The sequence below is a fragment of the Saccharospirillum sp. genome (assembly GCF_040881935.1).
GTDB lineage: Bacteria > Pseudomonadota > Gammaproteobacteria > Pseudomonadales > Natronospirillaceae > Saccharospirillum.
The window spans coordinates 1-23,446 of record NZ_JBBECH010000031.1 but is presented as its reverse complement, the minus strand read 5'-3'; the positions used below and the strand labels follow the sequence as shown (position 1 = coordinate 23,446).

At 55.0% G+C, this 23,446-nt stretch carries 19 protein-coding genes; 9 read left to right on the top strand and 10 right to left on the bottom strand.

Annotated features, from left to right (window positions below; translation table 11 throughout):
- Positions 1 to 169 precede the first annotated feature (169 nt).
- Entirely contained in the window at positions 170 to 1,363 is a 1,194-nt protein-coding gene (locus WEB54_RS05060; protein WP_368053841.1) for a D-alanyl-D-alanine carboxypeptidase family protein, read from the top strand.
- Positions 1,364 to 1,555: 192 nt separating this feature from the next.
- Here WEB54_RS05060 and WEB54_RS05055 read toward each other — a convergent pair whose 3' ends face one another.
- The 6 genes from WEB54_RS05055 to WEB54_RS05030 all read right to left on the bottom strand — a co-directional run bounded on the left by WEB54_RS05055 (position 1,556) and on the right by WEB54_RS05030 (position 10,866).
- Positions 1,556 to 2,908 carry a class II 3-deoxy-7-phosphoheptulonate synthase gene (locus WEB54_RS05055; RefSeq protein ID WP_368053839.1) on the bottom strand — a complete coding sequence of 451 codons (1,353 nt, stop codon included), beginning with the start codon at positions 2,906 to 2,908 and terminating at the stop codon, positions 1,556 to 1,558.
- Positions 2,909 to 3,093: 185 nt separating this feature from the next.
- Entirely contained in the window at positions 3,094 to 6,147 is a 3,054-nt protein-coding gene (locus WEB54_RS05050) for an FAD-binding and (Fe-S)-binding domain-containing protein (RefSeq protein ID WP_368053837.1), read from the bottom strand.
- Between the two features lie 397 nt (positions 6,148 to 6,544).
- Positions 6,545 to 6,964, bottom strand: a complete 420-nt coding sequence (locus WEB54_RS05045; RefSeq protein ID WP_368053835.1) for a CBS domain-containing protein — start codon at positions 6,962 to 6,964, stop codon at positions 6,545 to 6,547.
- A 146-nt stretch (positions 6,965 to 7,110) separates the two neighbouring features.
- Positions 7,111 to 8,835 (bottom strand): proline--tRNA ligase, encoded by a 1,725-nt coding sequence (locus tag WEB54_RS05040; RefSeq protein WP_368053833.1) that lies wholly within the window; start codon positions 8,833 to 8,835, stop codon positions 7,111 to 7,113.
- A gap of 493 nt (positions 8,836 to 9,328) precedes the next feature.
- Entirely contained in the window at positions 9,329 to 9,748 is a 420-nt protein-coding gene (locus tag WEB54_RS05035) for a VOC family protein (protein WP_368053831.1), read from the bottom strand.
- Positions 9,745 to 10,866, bottom strand: a complete 1,122-nt coding sequence (locus WEB54_RS05030) for a GNAT family N-acetyltransferase (RefSeq protein WP_368053829.1) — start codon at positions 10,864 to 10,866, stop codon at positions 9,745 to 9,747. Before WEB54_RS05030 ends, WEB54_RS05035 begins: the two co-directional genes overlap by 4 nt.
- Positions 10,867 to 10,974: 108 nt before the next feature.
- On the opposite strand from WEB54_RS05030, the gene WEB54_RS05025 reads away from it, so the two are divergent.
- From WEB54_RS05025 to hppD, 7 genes are all read left to right on the top strand, one after another.
- A complete protein-coding gene (locus WEB54_RS05025; RefSeq protein WP_368053827.1) occupies positions 10,975 to 11,412 on the top strand; it encodes an HIT domain-containing protein in 438 nt (145 codons plus the stop codon).
- A gap of 141 nt (positions 11,413 to 11,553) precedes the next feature.
- A complete protein-coding gene (locus WEB54_RS05020; RefSeq protein ID WP_368053825.1) occupies positions 11,554 to 12,093 on the top strand; it encodes a phosphatase PAP2 family protein in 540 nt (179 codons plus the stop codon).
- Positions 12,093 to 13,145 carry an MJ1255/VC2487 family glycosyltransferase gene (locus tag WEB54_RS05015; RefSeq protein ID WP_368053823.1) on the top strand — a complete coding sequence of 351 codons (1,053 nt, stop codon included), beginning with the start codon at positions 12,093 to 12,095 and terminating at the stop codon, positions 13,143 to 13,145. Before WEB54_RS05020 ends, WEB54_RS05015 begins: the two co-directional genes overlap by 1 nt.
- Positions 13,146 to 13,380: 235 nt before the next feature.
- Positions 13,381 to 14,175, top strand: coding sequence for a phenylalanine 4-monooxygenase (gene phhA, locus WEB54_RS05010; protein WP_368053821.1), 795 nt, complete (start codon positions 13,381 to 13,383; stop codon positions 14,173 to 14,175).
- Between the two features lie 232 nt (positions 14,176 to 14,407).
- Entirely contained in the window at positions 14,408 to 14,749 is a 342-nt protein-coding gene (locus tag WEB54_RS05005; RefSeq protein ID WP_368053820.1) for a 4a-hydroxytetrahydrobiopterin dehydratase, read from the top strand.
- A 138-nt stretch (positions 14,750 to 14,887) separates the two neighbouring features.
- On the top strand, positions 14,888 to 16,444 hold the full coding sequence (gene tyrR / locus WEB54_RS05000) for a transcriptional regulator TyrR (RefSeq protein ID WP_368053818.1): 1,557 nt from the start codon (positions 14,888 to 14,890) through the stop codon (positions 16,442 to 16,444).
- A 558-nt stretch (positions 16,445 to 17,002) separates the two neighbouring features.
- Positions 17,003 to 18,091, top strand: a complete 1,089-nt coding sequence (gene hppD / locus WEB54_RS04995; RefSeq protein ID WP_368053816.1) for a 4-hydroxyphenylpyruvate dioxygenase — start codon at positions 17,003 to 17,005, stop codon at positions 18,089 to 18,091.
- Positions 18,092 to 18,168: 77 nt separating this feature from the next.
- Here hppD and WEB54_RS04990 read toward each other — a convergent pair whose 3' ends face one another.
- The 4 genes from WEB54_RS04990 to WEB54_RS04975 form a co-directional block, all read right to left on the bottom strand.
- Positions 18,169 to 18,888: an RNA methyltransferase gene (locus WEB54_RS04990; protein WP_368053814.1), complete on the bottom strand. Its 720-nt coding sequence runs from the start codon at positions 18,886 to 18,888 to the stop codon at positions 18,169 to 18,171.
- A 77-nt stretch (positions 18,889 to 18,965) separates the two neighbouring features.
- Positions 18,966 to 19,379 carry a DUF4864 domain-containing protein gene (locus WEB54_RS04985; protein ID WP_368053812.1) on the bottom strand — a complete coding sequence of 138 codons (414 nt, stop codon included), beginning with the start codon at positions 19,377 to 19,379 and terminating at the stop codon, positions 18,966 to 18,968.
- 228 nt (positions 19,380 to 19,607) lie between these two features.
- A complete protein-coding gene (locus WEB54_RS04980) occupies positions 19,608 to 20,885 on the bottom strand; it encodes an HlyC/CorC family transporter (protein WP_368053811.1) in 1,278 nt (425 codons plus the stop codon).
- A gap of 94 nt (positions 20,886 to 20,979) precedes the next feature.
- Positions 20,980 to 21,774, bottom strand: coding sequence for an inner membrane protein YpjD (locus WEB54_RS04975; RefSeq protein WP_368053809.1), 795 nt, complete (start codon positions 21,772 to 21,774; stop codon positions 20,980 to 20,982).
- A 178-nt stretch (positions 21,775 to 21,952) separates the two neighbouring features.
- Here WEB54_RS04975 and ffh point away from each other — a divergent pair, with 178 nt between their 5' ends.
- Complete coding sequence (gene ffh, locus WEB54_RS04970; protein WP_368053859.1) at positions 21,953 to 23,359, top strand: signal recognition particle protein; 1,407 nt, start codon at positions 21,953 to 21,955, stop codon at positions 23,357 to 23,359.
- Positions 23,360 to 23,446 lie beyond the last annotated feature (87 nt).

Genomic DNA, 23,446 nt, shown 5'->3' with positions numbered 1-23,446 from the left:
TGAATCAAGTAATCGATTTATTACTTCAATAGATAGCGGTGCGTTGCAAATAATGTAAAGGCATCCGATACTGGCATGTGACCGACGTCTCATACTAAAGATTCGAGCGTTTCGGCTGCCATCAAGCATAGACAATGTGCCTGATGCATCATTTTTCTGGAGTACATGCGTGAATCGAAGACAATTCCTGTACCAGACGCTGTCTGCATCTGCAGTGTTGGTTGGAACAGGCTATGCCTCCGTTGACATGATACGGCGTTCTTCCAAGGTTTGGGGTCTGACCGAGGCTGAACAGGCAAAAGCTGCGGTAGAACAAGCTCTGAAAGGGGCACCGTTGGTCGATGAAGCGGTGGCACATAGTGCGACGCCCTATGCGGCTGCGCCAGATCGGGAAGGGCTCAGCTATGCCCAGCCCGCCCAAGCCTTGCAATCGGTTGGCCCACGCTACGAGACACCCAGTGAGGCCTTAGGTATCACGGTCCCTCCGTCTGAGACGGTTGCGGCCATAACGCCGGAACCTGCGGTTGTGAATACACTGAAACCTGATGTCGCCTCGTTTACACCCTCCCGACCTGAACAACCGATGCTGGATGAGACCACTGCGACAGTGGAGGCTCCTGTTTACGTTGCTGAAGTGGAAAACGAAGCGGAGCGGGTGCGCCAGAAAGTGGAGCATTTCGAGTACGATTTCTCAGATGACGTTCACATGACCGAGACTGAGTATTCAACTCTGGTAACGGCACTGGAGCGATTGAATCGGGTGCAGTCTTACGTTGGGCACGGCCATTTTAACGTTTTGTCATTCGATGACATGCTGCGCTACGCCCGCTATCAGCCGCGCATAGGCGATTTCACCACCGCAGAGCTAGATTACCTGGAGAAGCTGTTTTACGACGACGTTTCTCGTCTGGGTTTTTTCGGCGAGCGGGTAATAACGGATTTGACTCACCGCTACGCGGAAAATGATATCTCCAAGATTCCCGGCAGTGGCCATTACCTGTTGCGCGGTGACTCTGAGGCTTTTTACGACAAGGTGCGTGAAAAAGTGGGCGATACCCTGCTACTTACCAGTGGTGTTCGCGGAGTGGTCAAGCAATACCACTTATTTATGGCCAAGGCTATTCAATCTGAAGGCAATCTGTCGCGCGCATCACGCTCTCTGGCGCCTCCGGGGCATTCTTTCCACGCGATCGGCGACTTCGACGTGGGCCGGGTTAACGGCGGCTTGAGCAACTTCACCGCCGATTTTGCCCAGACCGATGAGTTCAAAAAACTTCAGGATCTCGGCTTCGTGAAGATCCGTTACACCACCGACAATGAATATGGCGTGCGTTACGAGCCGTGGCATATTCGAGTGGTGTAAGCCGAAATTACTGGATTACTAGAAATAAAAAGCGGGCTAGGCCCGCTTTTTATTGTATTGGATTTAACTGGTAACCACGATCAAAGTGATGGCTGCCGGATAGGCTTACCCGGTTGCCAGCACGGCTTCCCGGCAACCAGTTGAGCCTGGGGGTAGAGGATAATTTAACCAGCTTAATTAATCAGCAAGCGATTATCCCCGTCTCGCCTGCTTCACCGCATCAGCAATCAGAAACGACAATTCCAGTGCCTGGTCTGCATTTAGTCTTGGATCGCAGTGGCTGTGGTAGCGTTCTGCCAGATCGTGTTCGGTAATCTCGAAAGCACCGCCGATGCATTCAGTTACGTTGCGACCGGTCATTTCAAAATGAACACCGCCAGCGTGTGTGCCTTCTGCCCGGTGAATTTGAAAGAAGTCTTTTACTTCCGACAGAATCGACTCAACGGCGCGTGTTTTGTACCCGTTGCCGGTTTTGATGGTGTTGCCGTGCATCGGATCGCTGCTCCAGACTACGTTGCGGCCCTCAGCCTTAACGCGTTGCAGCAACGCCGGAAAATGATCGGCGATTTTATCGGCGCCCATACGCACGATCAGGTTTAGGCGTCCGGGTTCGTTGTTCGGGTTCAGAATATCGATCAGACGGATCAGGTCTTCCGGATCTGTGCTAGGACCGGCTTTCAAGCCAAGCGGGTTGTGAATGCCACGGCAGAATTCAACGTGAGCGCTGTCGAGTTGTCGGGTGCGATCGCCGATCCACAGCATATGGGCCGAGCAGTCGTACCAGTCGCCGGTCAGGCTGTCCTGACGCGTCAGAGCCTGTTCGTAGGGCAGCAGCAGGGCTTCGTGAGAGGTGAAGAACTGGGTCTCGCGTATCTGTGGTGTATTCGCGGGTGAAATGCCACAGGCACTCATAAAGGCCAGGGTGTCGTCGATCATATCGGCTAGGTGTTGGTAGCGTTCGCCCTGGGGACTCTTGTCGACAAAACTCAGGTTCCACTGATGCACCTGGTGCAGATCAGCCAGCCCACCCTGGGCAAAGGCGCGCAGCAGGTTCAGGGTCGATGATGACTGATGGTAGGCTTTCAGCATTCTGGCCGGGTCGGGAACACGGCTGGCTTCATCGAATTCGATGCCGTTGATGATGTCGCCCCGGTAGGAGGGCAGGGTGACGCCATCAATGGTTTCATCATCGGCCGAGCGTGGCTTGGCAAACTGACCCGCCATACGACCGATTTTCACCACCGGGCTCTGCCCACCGAAGGTCAGCACCACAGCCATTTGTAACAGCACTTTGAAGGTGTCGCGAATCTGGTTGGAATTGAATTCCTTAAAACTTTCTGCGCAATCGCCGCCTTGTAAAAGAAAGGTATCACCGTTGGCGACGCTGGCCAGTTGCTTTTTAAGCGCACGGGCTTCGCCAGCGAAGACCAGGGGAGGCTGATGAGCAAGTTCTGCTTCGACCGCCTGCAGAGCCTTCTGGTCTGGATAAGTTGGCAGTTGGCGAATGGCCTTTTGGCGCCAGGATTCTGGGCTCCAGGGTGTCATTAGGTGTCCTTTGGTTCAGTTCCGAGATTTTGTTCACGGGTGAGTTTTCAGCATAACCTGTCGGCTACGGAATTCACGTCATGGCATTTTATGCAATCGATCCATGATTGCTATTGATGATTCGGCAATGCTGGTATGCAGCCTGGTGTGTTTGCTGGAGATCACCCCCGTTTTCGGGGAGACTGTTATCCAGTAAACCGACCGGCCAGATACTGCAGCGGGTGCTTCAAGGTGACGCCCTGCTGACGTTGAGCCTGGCTGCGACAGGAGTAACCGGTGGCTACCCATTGGTCTGCGGGCTGACTGTCGAGTAAGGCGCGCCAGGAAAGATCGTAAATTTTTGCCGAGGTATCTTTGTTGCGCGTCTCATGACCGTAGGTACCGGCCATGCCGCAGCAGCCTACTGCCTCATGTTCGAGCGTTAGCCCCAGTGCGGTGAAGACCGCCTGCCAGTCCTTCATACTGGCTGCGGCGTTTGTCTTTTCAGTGCAATGGCCGAGTAGCTTAACGGCGCCTGACTTGAAACGGCCCTGTTGTGATTCAAGTTGCTCCAGTCGTTGACCCAAAAATTCCTGCAGTAGTAGTACTGGAGTAACCTTGCCGTCCAGATATTTGACGTATTCCGAGCGATAGGCCAGGGTCATCGACGGATCGATACCCACCAATGGAATGCCGCTTTTTGCCAGTTCCGAAAAGTCTTTCTGACGGCGTTTGGCCACCCAGGTAAAGGTTTTCAGAAAACCATGAACATGCAACGGCTTGCCATTGGCCCGATAGGGCATGACCCACACTTTAAAGCCCAGTTGCTGCAGGCAGCGCAGAATATCGGCGACGGTATCGGTATCGAAAAAGCTGGAAAAAGCATCCTGTACGATGACGACGGACCGCTCGCGCTCGGCCGCGGGCAATCCCTGAAGAATGTCTGCCTCTGCCCAGTCGATGCCAAGCCTGTGCATCAAAGTGCCGAGTTGGTGACGGTGGATGCGTGGGCTGTCGACCATGCCTGCGCCATGCTCCAGAAACCACTGTACCGGTTTTGCTGACATCAACCCATTGTAGAGCCATTTGAAAGGGCGTTTGGCCAACCAGGGAATAACGAATTCCAGGGTTCCAATGAAATAGTCTTTCAGCGGGCGCAAATAGCGCCCGTAATACAAATGCAAAAACTTGGCGCGGAATTCAGGGACATCGACCTTGATCGGGCACTGACCGGTGCAGGATTTACAAGCCAGGCAGCCTGCCATCGAGTCGTAGACTTCGTTGCTGAAGTCGTAGTCGCCGCGTTCGCGGCGCCAGGTATTCCAGGCACGGGGGATCCAGTGCAGTAAGGGCACACGCCGCGCCTCGGCCATTGCCAGGGCCTGGGTATTTTGCCCCTGCTCACCGAGCAACCGCGCCCATTCGCGAATCAGTGACGCGCGACCTTTGGGTGAATGTTTGCGTTCCCGTGTGCCTTTCCAGGAAGGGCACATGGCATCATTCGGGTCGTAGTTGTAGCAGGCGCCATTACCGTTGCAGTACATGGCTTCCGACTGATACGACCAGCTTTCAACCGGGACGGTACGATCGTAGTCTCCGCGCATTTTTACCGCATCAATCGCCAGCAACTTGAGTTCCGGTGCCGCTGTGGCGATTTTCCCCGGGTTGAGTTGGTTGTGAGGGTCGAAGGCTCGTTTGATGGCCTGCAATTCCGGGTAGAGGTCGCCAAAAAACGCCGGTGCAAACTCGGAACGCACCCCCTTGCCGTGTTCACCCCAGAGCAGACCACCGTATTGCTGAACCAGCTCGACCACGGCATCGGTAACCCGACGCACCGTTTTGACCTGTTCCGGATCTTTCATGTCCAATGCGGGTCGCACATGTAATACGCCAGCATCAACGTGGCCGAACATGCCGTAGGTCAGGCCCTCGTCGTCCAGGACTTTGCGAAACGCCATGATGAAATCGGCCAGATGTTCCGGTGGCACCGCCGTGTCTTCAACGAAGGGAACCGGCCGGGCTTCGCCCTGGGCATTGCCCAGCAACCCAACCGATTTCTTGCGCATGCCCCAGATTTGGTTGACCGCGGCATTGCCCCAGGCCACTGAGTATCCATTGCACTTGCCGGGTTGGCCCTGCAGTGCATCGAGGGAGTCAGTAAGACGTTTGACGCCAGCCTTTAGGGTGGCATCGTCGTCGGCTGTGAACTCGACCAGGTTGAGGCCGTTAACCACTTCGCCCTCGGCGGAAGGGAAATATTCAGCCACGTTGTTCCAGACGATATCCCCTTTGGCCAGCTCCAGCACGCGGCTGTCCACGGTTTCAATGGATGTGGGCTGAGCCTCCATCAACGTCTGGGCATCGCGCAGGGAGGTTTCAAAACTGTTGTAGCGTACGTTGACCAGCGCTGAGACCTTGGGAATCCGCAACACGTTTAGCCGGGCTTCGACAATGAAACCGAGTGTGCCTTCCGAGCCACAAAGAATGTTGTTCAGATTGAATCGGCCCTGTTCGTCGCGAATATGAGCCAGGTCGTAACCGGTCAGGCAGCGATTCAGTTTCGGAAAGCGGGCCACGATGTCCTGCTGGCGGCGCTGATGAATATCGTCGACGGTCTGATGGATCTGCCCGGCCAGGCCAGACTGTGTCTTGGCTTCTAGGAGGGCCGCTTCGTCTATCGGCCCGGTGTCGAGCAGGGTGCCATCCAGCAGCACGGTGCTTAGGTTTAGAACATGATCGCGGGTTTTGCCGTACATAACCGAACCCTGGCCACTGGCGTCGGTGTTTATCATACCGCCGATAGTGGCCCGGTTGCTGGTCGACAGTTCTGGTGCGAAAAACAGGCCGTGAATCTTCAGCGCGGCGTTTAGCTGATCTTTAACCACGCCGCCTTCGACTCGCACCCAGCCTTCTTCAGCGTTGATTTCCAGAATCCGGTTCATATGGCGCGACAGGTCGACCACGATGCCATCGGTCAGCGACTGGCCATTGGTGCCAGTACCGCCGCCGCGCGGGCTGATGACAATGCTGTGCCATTCGGATTGGCTGATCAGTCGGGTCAGGCGTTGCAGATCCTCGCGATGGCGCGGGTAGATTACGGCCTGAGGCAAGACCTGATAAATGGAGTTATCTGTCGCCAGAACGGTGCGGTTGGCGTAATCCGGGTTCAGCTCGCCCTCGAACCCGGTTTTGCGCAGGGCATCGATAAAAGCAAGGTAATGGCTCTGGACAGGTGAAACATCTTTCAGGCGTGGAATCATGAACTGGGACACTTGGCGACAACGACGGAGGGTATTCTAACGAAATACCCACCAAATTCGAGGTCAGTTGGCGCCAGAGTGTAAATTACTGGTGGTTAAATTCGGTGTGGTGCCATTAGTCAGAAACTCAAATATCGGAGTTCGGGACGGCTGAGTGGCTTTGGCCCGCACCGGTCACCGCGGGCGCTCCTGTGGGGTCGGCGTGAATCCATCCATGGAGCCTAGACCGCAGGATATGAATCCCATCCATGGGATTCACCCTCCGGGCTCGCTTTGCTCATGCTAAAACGCTCCTGGCGTTTTAGTCCCTGCTGCGGACTACCCCACAGGGGCACCCCCGGTACCCGCCGCTAATCATCTCAGCGAACTCCGATATTTGAGCTTCTAACTCGTGCAGTTACGCCGTTTCTTTATGCCAGACTCTTAGCCGCAGCAGGGCAGCGAGGACATCGGTTCGGGTGATTTCACCGATGAGTTTGCGGTGATCGGTTACCGGGTATTTCTTCGGTTTGTCCTGGGTCATGATCTGGGCCAGGTCGATGACGCTCATGTCGCCCGACATAGTCAGTACATCGTGGCGCATGATGTCTGAGACCAGGGTGGTGTTTTCCCGGAAATAGCTGTCGGTGATCAGGTGTTTCAGGCAATCCTGCTCGGAAATGTAGCCAACCAGATTATGCTGATCGTCAACCACCGCACTGCCCAGCATCTTGTGTTTTAACAGTTTCTGAACGGCTTCAGTGACGGTGGCGGTTGCCGGAATGGTGACCCGGGCCGGTGACATGCAGTCAGCTACGGTGAGGGATTCCTGTTTCATGTTTGGCTTCTCCTTACAGACTAACACGGGGGCTCCGCCTAAGCGGTAACCCCTGAGTTTTTGGGTGGTGCGATTGCGATTCACCCTGCTGTCAGCTTAGTCGGCGGCCGCGTGTCTGTAAAATAACGCGGGGCCATTCCTGATCTTTAACGTCCCAGGCTGGTTAGAATGTGAGCAATGGCATCGTCTTTTTTAAGCACTATTTTGTCTTCGGCACCTCGCGCCTTATATTCCAGTTCGCCCTCGGCCAGGCCGCGGTCACTGACCACCAGGCGGTGTGGAATGCCCATCAATTCCATATCGGCGAACTTGACGCCCGGACTGGTTTTTTTGTCGCGGTCATCCAGTAACACCTCAACACCGGCAGCTTGCAGGTCGGCATAGAGTTGCTCGGCCACTTCCATGACTTCAGGTGTTTTGTGGGCATTAAGCGGCACAATGCCGACCTGGAACGGCGCCAGGGCGTTGGGCCAGATAATGCCATTGTCATCGTGGTTCTGTTCGATAGCCGCAGCGACGATCCGGCTGACGCCGATGCCATAGCAGCCCATGTTCATGATCTGGCTCTTGCCGTTCTGATCGAGCACGGTAGCGTTCAACGCTTTGGCGTATTTGTTGCCCAGCTGAAAAATGTGGCCTACTTCGATGCCTTTCTTGATCAGCAGGGTGCCTTTGCCATCCGGGCTCGGGTCGCCTTCGACAACGCTGCGTAGGTCTGCGATGTGCGGCAGGGCTACATCGCGCTCCCAGTTAATGCCGAACCAGTGTTTGTTGTCTTCATTGGCGCCAGCGCCAAAGTCGGCCATGATGCTGACGGCCCGGTCTATGATCATCGGAATCGGCAGGCCGACCGGTCCGAGAGAGCCAGGTCCGGCACCAACGGCCGCGCGAATCGCCGCTTCATCTGCCATGGTCAGGGGGGCCTTAACGCCGGGCTGTTTCTCGGCCTTGATCTCATTCAATTCATGGTCACCGCGAATCAGCAGGGCGATCAGGCCGCCTTCGATGTGTTCCTCAGCTTCAACGATCAGCGTCTTGATGGTCTTTTCGATCGGCAAGTTATGCTGGGTTACCAATTGCTCGATGGTTTTGGCATCCGGTGTGTCGACTTTGCGCAGGTCTTCGGTCGGCGTAGGTCTTGGTTCGGTTGGCATCAGCGCTTCGGCCATCTCGATGTTGGCGGCAAAATCGCTGCTGTCAGAAAAGGCGATGTAGTCTTCGCCGGAGTCGGCCAGTACCTGGAATTCATGAGACGCCGCGCCGCCCATGGCGCCGGAATCGGCCAGTACCGGGCGGTAGTCGAGACCCAGGCGGTCGAACACCCGGCAATAGGTGGCGTACATGTTGTCGTATTCGGCTTGCAGTGACTCCGGCTCGATGTGAAAGGAGTAAGCGTCTTTCATGATGAATTCGCGGGCGCGCATCACGCCAAAACGAGGCCTGAATTCATCGCGAAACTTGGTCTGAATCTGATAGAAATTGACCGGCAATTGCTTGTAGCTGGTCAGTTCATTGCGGGCGATGTCGGTAATGACTTCTTCATGGGTAGGGCCGAACACAAAGTCCCGCTCATGGCGGTCTTTCATGCGCAACATCAGGCCGTCCATGGCGTCAAAACGACCACTCTCCCGCCACAGTTCAGCCGGCTGGATGGAAGGCATCAACACTTCCTGAGCCCCGGAGCGGTCCATTTCCTCGCGCACGATGCGTTCGACTTTGCGCAATACCCGCAAGCCAGTCGGCAACCAGGTGTACAGGCCCGAGGCTAGCTTGCGGATCATGCCAGCCCGCAGCATCAGTTTGTGGCTGACAACAACGGCATCGGCCGGGGTTTCCTTGACGGTGGCGATCAGGTACTTGCTTGCGCGCATTGGAGATCTCTGGGTTGCAATGAGTGTTGGCCGCGTATTGTAGGGACAATAGGCCTGAAGGTGTAGTGGTGAAGGTGTAGTTACAAGCTCAAGTTTCGGAGTTCAACTTGGCTTTGTACCATGAACCCGTGACGGATGGCCGGGCTGCTCTTGCGGGGTCCCCGTGAATACGTCCGTGTAGGCTTAACTTCGGGATATGAATCCCATCCCTGGGATTCACCCTACGGGCTCGCTGCGCTCATGCTAAAACGCTCCCGACGTTTTAGTCCATGCCTCAGATATCCCCGCAAGAGCAACCCGGCCACCCATCACTAGACTGCTGCGAACCCAAGTTTTAGTGCTGGCAACCAACTAAGTGTCAGGTGCCGGGTAACCCTATCTGGGGAAGTCCGCAGCATGGATGCTGCGGTCGAGGCCCCATGGATGGGTTCACGCCGACCCCAGATAGGGTTACCCGGTGCCTGACACGTACCCCTGGCGCCAAGCCGACAGGCTACCACTCGCCCTGGTTGGGCATTGACGCCCAGGGTTCCTGACTGGGTAGGGCGTCGCCTTTTTGCAATAACTCTATCGAGATGTTGTCCGGACTGCGCACGAAGGCCATGTGGCCATCGCGGGGCGGGCGCAAAATTGCCACGCCGTTGTCCTGCAGATGCTGGCACAGGGCGTAAATATCATCGACCCGGTAGGCCAGGTGGCCAAAGTTCCGGCCGCCCCCGAGCACTTCATCCGGCTCCCAGTTGTAAGTCAGTTCTACTTCCGGCTCGCCGGGCTCTGTGGCCAGAAATACCAGAGTGAACTTGCCGGCCGGGACCTCTTTGCGGCGAATTTCCTGAAGGCCGAGCAGGTCGCAGTAAAAATGCAGTGAGGCGTCGAGGTCGGTGATGCGAATCATGGTGTGCAGATACTTCATGGTTGTTCTCCATCCGCAGTGGCTTTAAAGGGCAGGGCTTCAATCATTTGCTGGCGATAGTGTGCCACCATCTCTGCCTCTTCGTCACAAAAGCGTTGCACCGCGTCTCTGAAATCAGGGTGAGCCAGCCAGTGGAAAGAATGGGTCAGCGTCGGCTCGAAGCCCCGTGCGACCTTGTGCTCGCCCTGAGTGCCCGGGTCGAAACGCTGCAGCCCGTGACGAATGCAATAGTCGATGCCCTGGTAATAGCAGGTTTCAAAGTGCAGATTGTTGTATTCGGCCAGGCATCCCCAGTAACGACCGTAAAGAGTGGTATCGTCGCGGAAGCAGAGCGCACCGGCAACCGCCTCATTACCCTCAAAAGCCATGAACAGCACCAGAGTTTCGGGTTGTTGGGCCCGTAATTGGTCAAAGAATGCGCGGTTAAGATAGCCCTGACGTCCTCGTTTTAAATAGGTCGCGTGATAAAAAACGTAAAACTGGTGCAGTATCTCGGGGTTGATGTCAGTACCTTCAAAGCAACGCAAGTTAAGCCCCTGTTCGGCAATGGAGCGCCGTTCCTTGCGGGTGTTCTTGCGCTTGCGAGAACTGAAGCGGTCTAGAAAGTCGTCGAAATCCCGGTAATTGCGGTTTTTCCAGTGGAACTGGACATCACAGCGTTCAGCCCAGCCAGTCTGGCGCCAGAGCCCAGCTGTGTCGCCGTCCGGAAACAGCAAATGGGCGCCGCTGTAAGCCTGTTCCCGCACTCTGTCTTCAATGGCGCTCGCCAGTGTCGTCGCCTGGCCTGCGGACAGCGGTTGGGACGTGCGCGGCCCCAACGATGGTGTATAGGGAATTGCCGCAACCAGCTTAGGGTAGTAGGGCAGACCGTGTTGCTCATAAGCATGTGCCCAGGACCAGTCGAACACATACTCTCCCCAGGAATGCGTTTTGGCGTACAGCGGCATCCACAGGGTCTGGTTGCCGTCGTTGAGGCTTAAGTGCTCGGGCTGCCAGCCAGAGCCTTCGCTGCAGACACCGGTTTGCTCAATGGTCGATAAAAATGAAGCCCGCAGGAACGGATTCTGTTGGGCCGAGGTATCACCGGCCCAGTGAGTGTGCCATGCAACGGTCGGCATAATCGGTTTCCAAAAAAAGTGGAGATATTATAGAGCTAGAAAGCCAGCGTCCAAGGTTAGCCGCCACCGACTCCCTTGGGGTAGAATGCGCGGTCGGAGGATCACAACATGTTTGAACTGGATTATCGGCTGCAAAATGATTGCGTGGAAGTGGGCTCGCTGATGGTCAGCCGCATTCTGCTGATGAAAGATGCCAATTACCCCTGGTTGATCCTGGTACCGCAGCGGGAAGATGTCAGCGAGGTCTACCAACTGGATGTCGACGATCAGGAACAACTGATCTGGGAAAGTTCCTTTGTCGCCGAGCGGCTGATGGCCACCTACGAAGGCGATAAAATGAACATCGCGGCCCTCGGCAACGTGGTGCCGCAATTGCATATTCATCATGTTATGCGCAAACAGGATGATCCCGCCTGGCCCAACCCGGTATGGGGTGCTGTGCCACCCAAAGCTTATAGCCGGCACGCGCTGCGACACCGGGTTGAACAACTACAGACCGCCTTTGAAACCTCAACCTTCAAACCCGCCGAATTACCACCGGCCTGATCCGATAGGTCAGTGCAAAGCGGATGCCGAAAAGCGTTCAATGGCAGTCACCTTAGGGTGTTGTCATTGAAGGTTCATGGAAATGTCAGGTAGTTGACATCTGAAACTGAATAATAGGTCTCTGAACGATGGAGGTTTATTATGAAATGGTTGCAGACGATTCAGCATCTCGACATCCAGACATTTAACTGGTGCATGGCCCGGCGTCGACGCGAACAATTGACCGCCCTGAGCCGCGCTGTCTCCAAAACAGCCGATGGCTGGATGTACCTGTTGTTTTTTGCCTGTTATGCGCTGGTTGAGCCCGAAACCGGTCTTGCTCTGGCAACGCTGGCGTTTTGGGCCTTTGGTCTGGAGCGTTGTGTTTACTGGGTGCTGAAAAATACCTGCAGACGCAACCGCCCACAGCAGGCGCTGGCCGAGTTCACCAGTTTTATAATCCCTTCCGATACCTTCAGTTTTCCGTCCGGACATACCTCCGGAGCGTTCCTGTTTACGTTGCTGGTAGCCAGCCAGTTACTAGCGTTATTGCCGTTTTTACTGATCTGGGCAATCGGGGTTGCCAGCTCCCGGATTTTCCTGGGTGTGCATTTTCCGACCGATACCCTGGTCGGAGCTTGTCTTGGCAGCCTTGTGGGTTATGGCATGTTTGGATTGTTCGCAACACAGGGGTGGCTGTGATGAGAGTTTTATACGGTGTGCAGGGAACTGGAAATGGTCATATTACCCGTGCTCGGGCAATGGCGGATGCCATGGCGTCCCGGAATATTGAGGTCGACTGGGTCTTTTCCGGTCGTGAGCGCCAGAAAATGTTCGATATGGAGCGTTTCGGTGATTTTCATTGTTTTCGGGGTCTGACTTTCCAGGTGCACAACGGCAAGATTGATATGCGTCGTACCATGAACGAAACCTCCATGAGTGAGCTGTGGCGGGATATTCGCACCCTGGCACTGGAGCATTACGACCTGGTGTTGACTGATTTTGAACCCGTGGTCGCCTGGGCCGCCCGCCGCCGTGGGATCCCCTGTATTGGCATCGGTCACCAGTATGCCTTTGCGCACGATATTCCCAAGGCCGGGCACTCAGTTATCTCCGAGGCCATCATGCGCTGGTTTGCGCCGGTGTCTCTCGGGCTGGGCGTACACTGGCATCACTTCAACAGTGAAATACTCCCCCCCATCATCGAGCCAGTCAGCCAACCTGAACCCGGCGATCTGGACACCGCCCTGATCTATCTGCCGTTCGAGAACAGCCAGCAGATTATCGACCTCCTGGCGCCGCTTAAGCGCAATCGCTTTGTCATGCATTGTGGTGACCTGGCACCGGGCCAGTACGGTAACGTTACGGTTCGTGGATTCAGTCGCGAGGGCTTCAAAGCGTCGCTGCACCAGTGTGGTTCGGTGATTTGTAACGCGGGTTTTGAGCTGACCAGTGAAGCGCTGGCTCTGGGCAAGCGGATACTGGTAAAACCCCTGCACGGGCAGATGGAACAGTCTTCCAATGCTGCTGCACTAGAGCAATTGGGGTTAGGTCAGGTGATGCCAGAGCTGAGTGCCACATCGATCGCTTACTTTCTGGCCACCGGAGAACGTCAACTGGTGAATTACCCGAACGTTGCCGAGGCCATTGTCGACTGGCTGCAGCAGTATCCGGATCGACCAGTGTCCGACCTGGTTGCCGGGCTGTGGCAGGATGTTCAATTCAGTTCCCTCCAGAGCGTTCAAGCGGCTTAAACCGCTCCCCTTTGCGAGTCAGCAAGGTTGCACTTCCATGCGTCCGTTGCTGGCTCTGCGGACAGTTTGTCCACCAGTGTTGACGATTTTTCAGCTCCCAGCCGATGCCTTACCCATTGTTGTTCCGACAGGTTCGGAGGTACAAAAGATGCCTCAAACATTGTCGTAGCGACCGGTGCTAACCGACGTCGTTATTCCCGATCCCGAACACACAAAAATGACAAGGGTACATACAATGGCAAAGGCAAGCCGCTATGTGGCGCATCAGCCCGATGCTCAGGGGCATGTGGCCTGGCAACCTGATGAGCACTCGATCTGGCAACGGCTGGTCCGGCGTCAGCACAAAGCTATTCCCGGCAAGGCCTGCCAAGAATATCTGGATGGGCTGGATCACCTGAACCTGCCTGAAGACCGGGTGCCACAGTTGGCCGAAATTGATGCGGTGCTGACTAAGGCGACCGGGTGGAAGACCGCGCCGGTACCGGCCCTGATCGATTTTTCCGAATTCTTCCGGTTGCTGGCCAACCGACTGTTTCCGGTGGCAACCTTTATCCGGTCTGAACAGGAGCTGGATTATCTGCAGGAGCCGGACATCTTTCACGAAATATTCGGACACTGCCCCATGCTGACGCATCAGGCCTTTGCCGATTTTACTCAGCTATATGGCGAACTGGGGCTAAAAGCCTCGAAAGAAGACCGGGTTTTTCTGGCCAGAATGTACTGGTTCACGGTCGAATTCGGTTTGCTGCAATCGGGTGATAACCGGGCCATTTACGGTGGCGGGATACTGTCGTCACCGGGCGAAACCGATTATGCCTTTAATAGCGAGGTGCCCGAGCGGTTGCCGTTTGACCTGGTCTCTGTATTGCGCACCCCCTATCGCATCGACATTATGCAACCGGTTTACTACTGTCTGGAGTCGGTGGATCAACTCTATGATATTGCCCGTCTGGATATTATGGGAGCCGTTCGGGAGGCGAAGCGGCTGGGTTTGTTTGCCCCGCGGTTTGAGCAAAAACAGGCGGTGTAAACCAATTGCGATTTATGGCTTAGTCTCAAGTTTCGGAGTTCAGTGTACTAGGGTGGCTATCGCCCGCGTCGGCCACCGATGATGCCACTGCGGGGTCGGCGTGAATCCGTCCATGGAGCCTAGACCGCAGCATCCATGCTGCGGACTACCCCGCAGAGGCACCACCGGCATCCGCCGCTCGCAGTGTGCGAACTCCGAAACTTGAGTTAGATAAATTTAACAAGGAGATAACATGACTCTTGCAGCAGAACACTGTGAGGCCTGCCGGGCTGGCGCGCCCCAGGTTTCAGACGATGAATTGGCGGAATTGATTAAGAATATTCCTGACTGGCAGCCGATCACCCGAGACGGCATGTTGCAGTTGCAGCGCAGCTTTAAGTTTAAAACATTCCGCGCTGCTCTGGATTTTACCAACCAGGTTGGGGAGTTGGCTGAGTCAGAGGGGCATCACCCGGAGATTGTTACCGAGTGGGGTAAAACCACGGTTACCTGGTGGACCCATAAGATCAAAGGCCTGCATCGCAACGATTTTATCAGTGCGGCCAAAACCGATGCGCTGGTGAATGGTCAGTGAAACCCGTGACGGGGCGCCGTTAGGGCCTCCGTTTGTGAGTTAATAAGCCTGTAAAGAACAGTTGACAAAAGTCCGCTTCTGCGGCAGCTTAGGCCTCCGGCAAGATCACCGTACAGACGGTAGATAACGGAGAGCGGCATGCGGCTTAGAATTGAATGCGAAGAACGTCTTGGTATCTGTGCCGAGGTGCTGGATATCCTGGTGAATCACCAGATTGACCTGCGTGGGATCGAGATCGATCCCAGCGGTGAGATATACTTAAACTTCCCGACCGTCGAATTCGACGAATTTCAGCATCTGATGCCTGAAATTCGTCTGATTCCCGGTATCCACGATGTCTCGATGATTCCTTACATGCCCACCGAGCGTGAGCAGCAGGAATTGCGAACCCTGCTGAAAACCTTGCCTGAGCCAGTGATCTCGATCGACAGCAAAGGCTATGTGGTGATCGCCAATGAAGCGGCGCTGGATATCCTGCAATTGCCAGATGCCGATGTGGTCAACAAGCTGCTTAAAAACTGGGTTAAGGGCTTTAATTTCAACAAGTGGCTGGGTGGCAAAAAGCCCACCACCGAATCGACCCACATGCAGTTAAAAGGGCGTACCTTCCTGGCAGATATCTACCCAATCTGGTTACCCGGAGAGGGCCCTGAGAGTGGTGAAACCCTCTTTGCAGGCGGCGTTATTACGTTCAAGTCGCCGGAGCGTCTCGGCCGGCAGATGACAGCCTATCACCAGCAAACCGGTGAGTTTGAGATGCTGATCGCCGAAAGTCAGTCGATGAAGCGCGTTATTCGACAGGCCAAGCGGATGTCCGGGCTGGATGCACCTCTGTTAATTACCGGCGAAACCGGTACCGGGAAAGAGTTGCTGGCCAAATCCTGCCACCAGCACAGCTTGCGCAAAGACAAACCCTTTTTGGTGCTCAACTGTGCCGCCTTGCCGGACAACGTCGCGGAAAGTGAGTTGTTTGGGTATGCCGCAGGCGCGTTTGAAGGCGCGACCCAGGCTAAAAAAGGCATCCTGGAATTGTCGGAGGGCGGTACCGTCTTTCTGGATGAAATTGGCGATATGTCCAAAGTGCTGCAAAGCAAGTTTCTGCGTTTGCTGCAGGATGGTACCTATCGGCGGGTGGGTGACGAGAAAGAGTACCGGGCTGATGTTCGCATCATCTGTTCAACCCAGAAAGATCTGCTGAACATGGGCCACAAGGGCGAGTTCCGGGAAGATCTGTATTACCGCCTGAATGTCTTAACGCTGCATATCCCGCCGTTGCGGGATCGAAAATCCGATGTACTGCCCATGGCCGAGCGCTTTATCGCCCGTTTTGCCGAACCCCAGCGGCGACGCATCAAATTGTCGAGAGCCTGTCAGAATGCGTTGCAGCAATATCCCTGGCCCGGAAATGTCCGCCAGATGGAGAACGCCCTGCTACGGGCGGTTTCCCTGGCTGAGGGAGACATACTCGAGCCCGAGCACTTGCAACTGCCGAGCTTTACTAGCGGTTGGGGCTATGCTGAAGAAAACTTTGATGGCTCCCTCGACGAAGCGATGAAACGCTTCGAATCCGACCTGTTGCGGCGGTTGTATCCAGCCTATCCAAGCAGCCGGCAGCTGGGGAAAAAACTCGGTGTCTCGCACACGGCCATTGCCAACAAGCTGCGCGAATACGGTATCGGCAAACACGCGAAGTGATGAGTTGGTCTCTGGTGTTATGAGTTAGAAATTCGAAGGATAGATGTCCTGGTAGCGACTACTTTCTGTAGTGCCAACCGGACTATCGGGTACGTCTACTGGAGGCACGTCGTAAATACATCCATGTAGACTCGGAGACCGCATCCATGCGGTCTAACGGCCCCCAGTAGACGCACCCGACAGTCCTTCGACTCTAAGTAGTTAATTCAGCACGAATTTCTAACTCATAACACCAGAGTGAAGCTGGCAGCCTGAAGATCGTTTCTCCGGTTTGCACTCTGTATCAGAAAACGTCCATTCAACCAGAGTGGTAGAGGTGGAGTGCCTCTGTAAGTTGTTGATATAAAAAGATTTATTAACCTCTGCAATAAACGTCCGCCAGACTTTACAGAATCGGCTGACACCGCACTTCAACTAACCTGATGGCACTCACTGGCGTTCTGCGCCGGGTCGGTTCACAGTTTCTCCAGCTTAAAACAGCGCGCGTCTTCCTCGTCGTCGATGCGGATGTAGCGCTGACAATAAAAACAGATTTTGTCTTAACTGGAGATACGCACCATGACCGATATGCAGGTACAAGGCACCGCCAATCCGCTGGCCACCGACGGTTTCGAATTTGTCGAATACACCGCGCCAGACGCTCAGGGCATTCAGAATCTGAAGGATCTGTTTCGGGGCCTCGGCTTTACTGAAGTGGCCAAGCATAAGAACAAAAACGTCTGGCTGTACCGCCAGGGCGATATTAATTTTGTGGTTAACGCAGAACCCAATTCCCATGCTGAGAACTTTGCCCACCAGCACGGTGCCAGCGTGAATGGCATGGCCTGGCGCGTAAAAAATGCCGCCAAGGCGATGGATCAAGCTGTTGCGTCTGGGGCCAAACCCTTCACCGGTAAAATTGGCCCCATGGAGCTGAATATCCCGGGCGTATTTGGTATTGGCGAGAGCACGCTTTATTTTGTTGATCGTTATGCCGACTCGTCAATATACGATATCGATTTCGAGTTCTATCCGGGCTGGGAAGAGAAAGTAGCGGAGAACAGTGTCGGTCTGGAATATGTTGACCACTTAACGCACAACGTTCAGCGCGGCAACATGGGCGTTTGGGCCAGCTTCTACGAGCGTATCGGTAATTTTCGCGAGATTCGTTACTTCGATATTGAAGGTAAGCTGACGGGTCTGGTATCAAAAGCCATGACCTCTCCCTGTGGCAAGATTCGCATCCCAATTAACGAATCGAGTGATGATAAATCCCAGATCGAGGAGTATCTTCGCGAATACAAGGGCGAGGGTATTCAGCACATTGCCCTGGCGACGTCAGACATCTATGAGACCGTACGCACCATGCGTGATCGCGGTATGAAATTCATGTCAACGCCGGATACCTATTACGATAAGATCGATGAGCGCGTAAAGGGCCACCAGGAGCCGGTCGACCAACTGCGTGATTTGCGCATCCTCATCGATGGAGCCCCGGAAGATTCCGGTATTTTATTGCAGATTTTCACCAATACTGTGATCGGACCGGTGTTCTTTGAAATCATTCAGCGCAAGGGTAATGATGGCTTTGGCGAGGGTAATTTCAAGGCATTGTTTGAATCAATTGAAGAAGATCAGATTCGCCGTGGCGTTATCAAAGGCGACTGATTAAACCAAATGTCGGGCCAGAATTCTGGCCCAACGTTCCTTTGTGGAAACCAAACTCTGATCACTTCGACTCACTATCAGGGTTTCTCTGCCGCTTCCTGGGCTTTGCTCAGCACCCCGCGTAACAAGCGTAACTCCTTCGCCGTAGGCCGTGCTCGTCGATACAGGGCCTTGAGATGGTCCAGCGCCTGGCCGGGTGCTTTGGTATTGATAAAACCTATGTCATCCAGCGTCTGCGCCAGATGATCGTAAAACCGGTTCAGATCCTCGTTCAACGGATACTCGTCTTTGACTGGCGGTAATTGAAGTTGCCGCTGACTTGCCTTGAACACCTCATAACAAACTAGCTGCACTGCCTGACTGAGATTGAGCACCGGATAGTCCGGATTGGCATCAATGTTCAATTGGGCGTGGCACTGTTGGATGTCATCGTTATGCAGGCCCATGCGCTCCCGGCCAAATATAATGGCCACTGGCGCTTGCTGCTGCAACGTTACCGCTTCTTCAGCACATTGTTCGGCGGTGTAGGCGGGCAGCCGGATACTTCGATCACGGGCGCTGGTGCCAACCACCAGCACGCAGTCATCAATGGCCTCCACAAGGGAGGGCACAATGCGGGCACGATCCAGCACATCAGTTGCCTGGCCAGCACGGCTGTAGGCTTCGTCGCTTGGGAAATCAACCGGATTCACCAACACCAGATCTGACAAGCCCATGTTTTTCATCGCTCGCGCCGCCGCGCCAATGTTTCCGGAATGCCAGGTCTGGATCAGGATGATGCGAATATTCAAAGCCATGGAGAGAGTGCGCCCCTAAAATTAAGGAGGCGCAGTTTACCTGAAAAGGTTAGCGAGGGTCATCAAGGAGTCGGGCATTAAAAGGCCTGGCTTTGGTACGGGGTTAGCTGCACGCCGGCAATGCGCCACTGGCCTTCACTATTCAGGCGCATGGCGTAGTAGGCCATGTATTCGTCACCCTCACTGTCTCGCAGCCAGATCGGTTGAATCCAGGCATCACCGCCATTCCGTGCCTCTTCGAACCGCATGACGGTGAAGTCGATCAGGGGGCGGTAGCTTTGCTGTACCATCTGGTAGAAGCGATCAGGCGAGCCAAATTGACGTTTGATGCCCGTATCAGCGAAGCCATAGGCGGTATCAGCGTCGCCGTTTTGCAGCGCGCCCAGCTGCTGGGTAATTAGTGGCTGGAACTGTTCCGGTGAGGTGTCTTCGGCCAAAGCAGAGGAGGCCAGCCCCAAGCTAATGATTGCGATTCCAAGCCAGCGTTTCATGCCACACTTTCCTTTTTATCGGTATTTGTACAACTGGATACGCAGGAAAAGGATAGCTGGTTTTAAACCTTACGATATATTTTGAATAGCTTAAATACAGCCACTGTGTAAGTGATGGCTTCCGGGTGTGCCTATCCGGGGAAGTCTAGGCCCCATGGGCAGGTTTTACGCCAGCCCCGGATAGGCCGCAGCCTGCGGCCATCACGAACTCATGCACCGAATAAACATCTACTTGCGCTTGGCGGGCAACTCGTGGGTTCTCGCGGCTATGACCGCGTTGTCCCGGATCTGGAGGATCTCGATCAGGTAGCGGTCTATTTTGATGCTCAGATTAGCATCGGGAATGTCTTCGATGTGTTCCAGAATCAGGCCGTTCAGGGTTTTGGGGCCATCGATTGGCAGTTCCCAGCCCAGTGCCCGGTTGATCTCTCGGATGTTGGCGGTGCCGTCAATCACGTAGGAGCCATCCCGCTGGGGGTGAATCTCCTTGCTGCTGTTGGCAAAGTCGGTGGTGAACTCACCGACAATCTCTTCGAGCAAGTCTTCCAGCGTCACCAGGCCCTGAATATCGCCGTATTCATCGACCACCAGGCCCATGCGCAGCTGTTGTGTCTGGAAATTCAGTAGCTGAGTATGCAGCGGGGTGTTTTCCGGCACGAAATAAGGGTCTTTGGCGGCTTTGGTGAGCATGACCTTGCTCGGTTCATCGGCATATAGGAATTCAGCGGCATCGCGAATATGCATAATGCCGATAACCTTATCCAGATCGCCTTTGTAGAGCGGGAAGCGGGTGTATTCAGTACGACGGATCTGGTCGGCGATGGTGTCGATGTCGTTTTCCATATCGATGCCGGAGACCTCGTTACGAGGCACCATGATGTCGTTCACACTGACGTTTTCCAACTCCAGAATGCCCAGCAGCATGTTCTGGCGCTGGGCCGGCAAGCTGTCACCGGATTCGTTTACGATGGTTTTGAGCTCTTCAGCCGACAAGGCTTCCTGGCCAGCATGGGAATGACCCACACGCATCAGCCAGAAAATGGACTTAACGATCAGGTTAACCAGCCAGATAGCAGGATTTAAAACGACCATAATGGGTCGCAAGACATAGGAGGCTGGGAAGGCAATCACTTCAGGATAACGCTGAGCCATGGTCTTTGGCGTTACCTCTGAGAAAATCAGGATGACCAGCGTCAGTAATATTGTGGAAACCCCAAGAGCCAGATCAGGATGACCCGGCATCAGACGAAGCGCAATAATGGTTGCCAGCGAGGCCGCTGCGATGTTCACAAGGTTATTTCCGATCAGAATGGCGCTGATCAGTCGGTCGGGTGCATCGAGCAGGCGGCGGGCCCGGGTGGCTCCCCGATTACCTTCGTTGGCGAGGTGTTTGAGACGGTAGCGGTTCAGCGACAACATGCTGGTCTCTGAACTGGAGAAAAACGCAGAGAATAACAACAGCAGACCCAGTATAAGAAACAGCAGGCCTATGGGCAGATCGTTCAAAGTGGGAGAGCCTAAATTGCCAAATAAGAGTGCTTTTTAGCGGTGCGAGGGGTTCAGTGTCAAGAAATAACCGGAATTGGCGCACATTTTATCCCTATCCATACCGGTGCAACAGATATTCCAGAACAAATTTGGAGCCAAAAAAAGCCAGCATCAGGAATATAAAACCAAAGACGGTCAGGCGGCTAGCCAGCGCACCGCGCCAGCCGAGGTAGAAATGACCAAACAGCAGGGCTGCAAAAAACAGCCAGGCGACGAACGTCAGAACAGTTTTGTGTACTAGATCCTGCGTCAGCAGATTGTCGACAAAGAGACCGCCGGAAATCATGGCGGCGGTTAGCAGAATAAAGCCAATCATCAGCCATTCGAACAACAGGCGCTCCATCGTCTGCAGGGGCGGCAGAAAGCGGTTTAACCGGCCACTCAACTGGTGTTCATGCAGTTGCCGGTTCTGGATGCCGAGCAGCAGGGCAATCAGGGTCGCAATGGTGATGACGCTGTACGCGAGCATTGACAGGAATACATGCAATACCACTCCCGGCTGGTAGAGCCGTGGTGCGAACTCCTGGGGTGTTAGCGCTACCACCACCATGATCAGGGCTGCAGCGGGTAAAACAAACGCGAAGAAGCTGTGCAGCGGTTTGGACCAGCCGCTGATCAGCAGCACCATAACGATAAAAAAGGTAATGACCGAGGCCGCATTACTCAGGCTGATCTGCAGGGCGCCCAGTACAATGATTTCTGAAGCCAGTGTTGACAGGTGCGCCAGCACGGCGAGGGTGGCTGGCCAGAAAACCCAGGTACGTGTCGGTAGTTCCACCCGGTACAGACCACGCAGGGCAATGGTGCCGCTGAATAAGTATCCTAGGATGGCAAGCCAGATCAGCATTCAGGTTCCTTGAGTCGGGTGGTGTTGAGCCCGGCCAGTGCCGGACGCGATGAGTGTCGCACAAATGATAGCGATTCCCAACCGGACTTGTAACGGGTCTGCGTCAGAAATTGCTGGCATAGAGGCGGGCGCTCAGCACTGTTATACTGCCCCGATTCTCACTTGCACGGAAGTCATGATGTTTAAAAGCCTGTCCGAACGTCTGTCCCAGACGCTGAAACAGATCTCCGGTCAGTCCAAGCTGACGGAAGACAACATCAAGGCCACCTTGCGCGAAGTGCGCATGGCCTTGCTGGAAGCCGATGTCGCTTTACCAGTGGTTAAAGCCTTTATTGACCGGGTGCGTGATCGTGCCGTCGGCCAGGAAGTCAGTAATGCCCTGAACCCGGGCCAGCAGTTCCTGAAGATTGTCCAGTCTGAACTGGTTCAGGTGATGGGTGAGCAGGGCGAGCCGCTGGATCTGAGCACCCAGCCGCCGGCGGTGATCCTGATGGCCGGTCTGCAGGGGGCAGGTAAAACCACCACCGTCGCCAAGCTGGCGCGTTACCTGATTGAGCGCGACAAGAAAAAGGTCATGGTGGTCTCGGCCGACGTTTACCGTCCTGCCGCTATTAAACAGCTGGAAACGCTCGCCAGTGAAGTCGGCGCGGTGTTTTTCCCGAGTGATGTGTCCCAGAAACCGGTGGCCATCGCTGAAGCGGCCATCGCAGCGGCGCGCAAGCAGTATGTAGATGTAGTCCTGGTCGATACGGCGGGTCGACTGGCAATCGATGAAGCCATGATGGTCGAGATTCAAGCGCTGCATAAGGCCATTAACCCGATTGAAACCCTGTTCGTGGTCGATGCCATGACCGGTCAGGATGCGGCCAATACCGCCAAGGCTTTCAATGAAGCTTTGCCGCTAACCGGGGTGGTGCTGTCCAAGGCCGACGGTGATGCCCGGGGCGGTGCGGCCCTTTCTGTGCGGCACATTACCGGCAAGCCAATTAAGTTCATGGGCATGGGTGAAAAGACCGATGCGCTGGAAGCTTTTCACCCGGACCGGGTTGCCTCGCGCATACTCGACATGGGTGACGTGCTCTCCCTGATTGAAGAAGTAGAGCGCAAGGTCGACAAAGACAAGGCCGAGCAACTGGCGGCGAAGCTCAAGAAGGGTAAAGGTTTTGATCTGGCCGATTTTCGCGATCAGTTGCGTCAGATGGACAGCATGGGCGGCCTGATGGGCATGGTCGATAAACTGCCGGGCATGGGCCAGATGGGGCAGGCGGCCAATCAGATGCAAGGGGCTGAAAAGCAGTTCAAACAGATGGGTTCCATTATTGATTCGATGACACCGGCCGAGCGCCACTTCCCCGACAAGATCAACGGCTCGCGCAAGCGCCGCATCGCCATGGGCTCCGGCACCCAGATTCAGGACATCAATCGCCTGCTGAAACAGCACAAACAGATGTCCAAAATGATGAAGAAAGTCGGCAAGAAAGGCGGCATGTCCAAAATGATGCGGGGCATGGGCGGTATGGGCGGCGGCGGTGGTCTTCCGCCAGGCGGTTTCCCGGGCGGTGGCGGACGCGGCCCCTTTGGCTGATTGGCATTGGCTCGCACCGGGCACCGGGTGTACGCCTGTGGGGTCGGCGTGAACCCGTCCATGGGGCCTAGACCGCAGCATCTATGC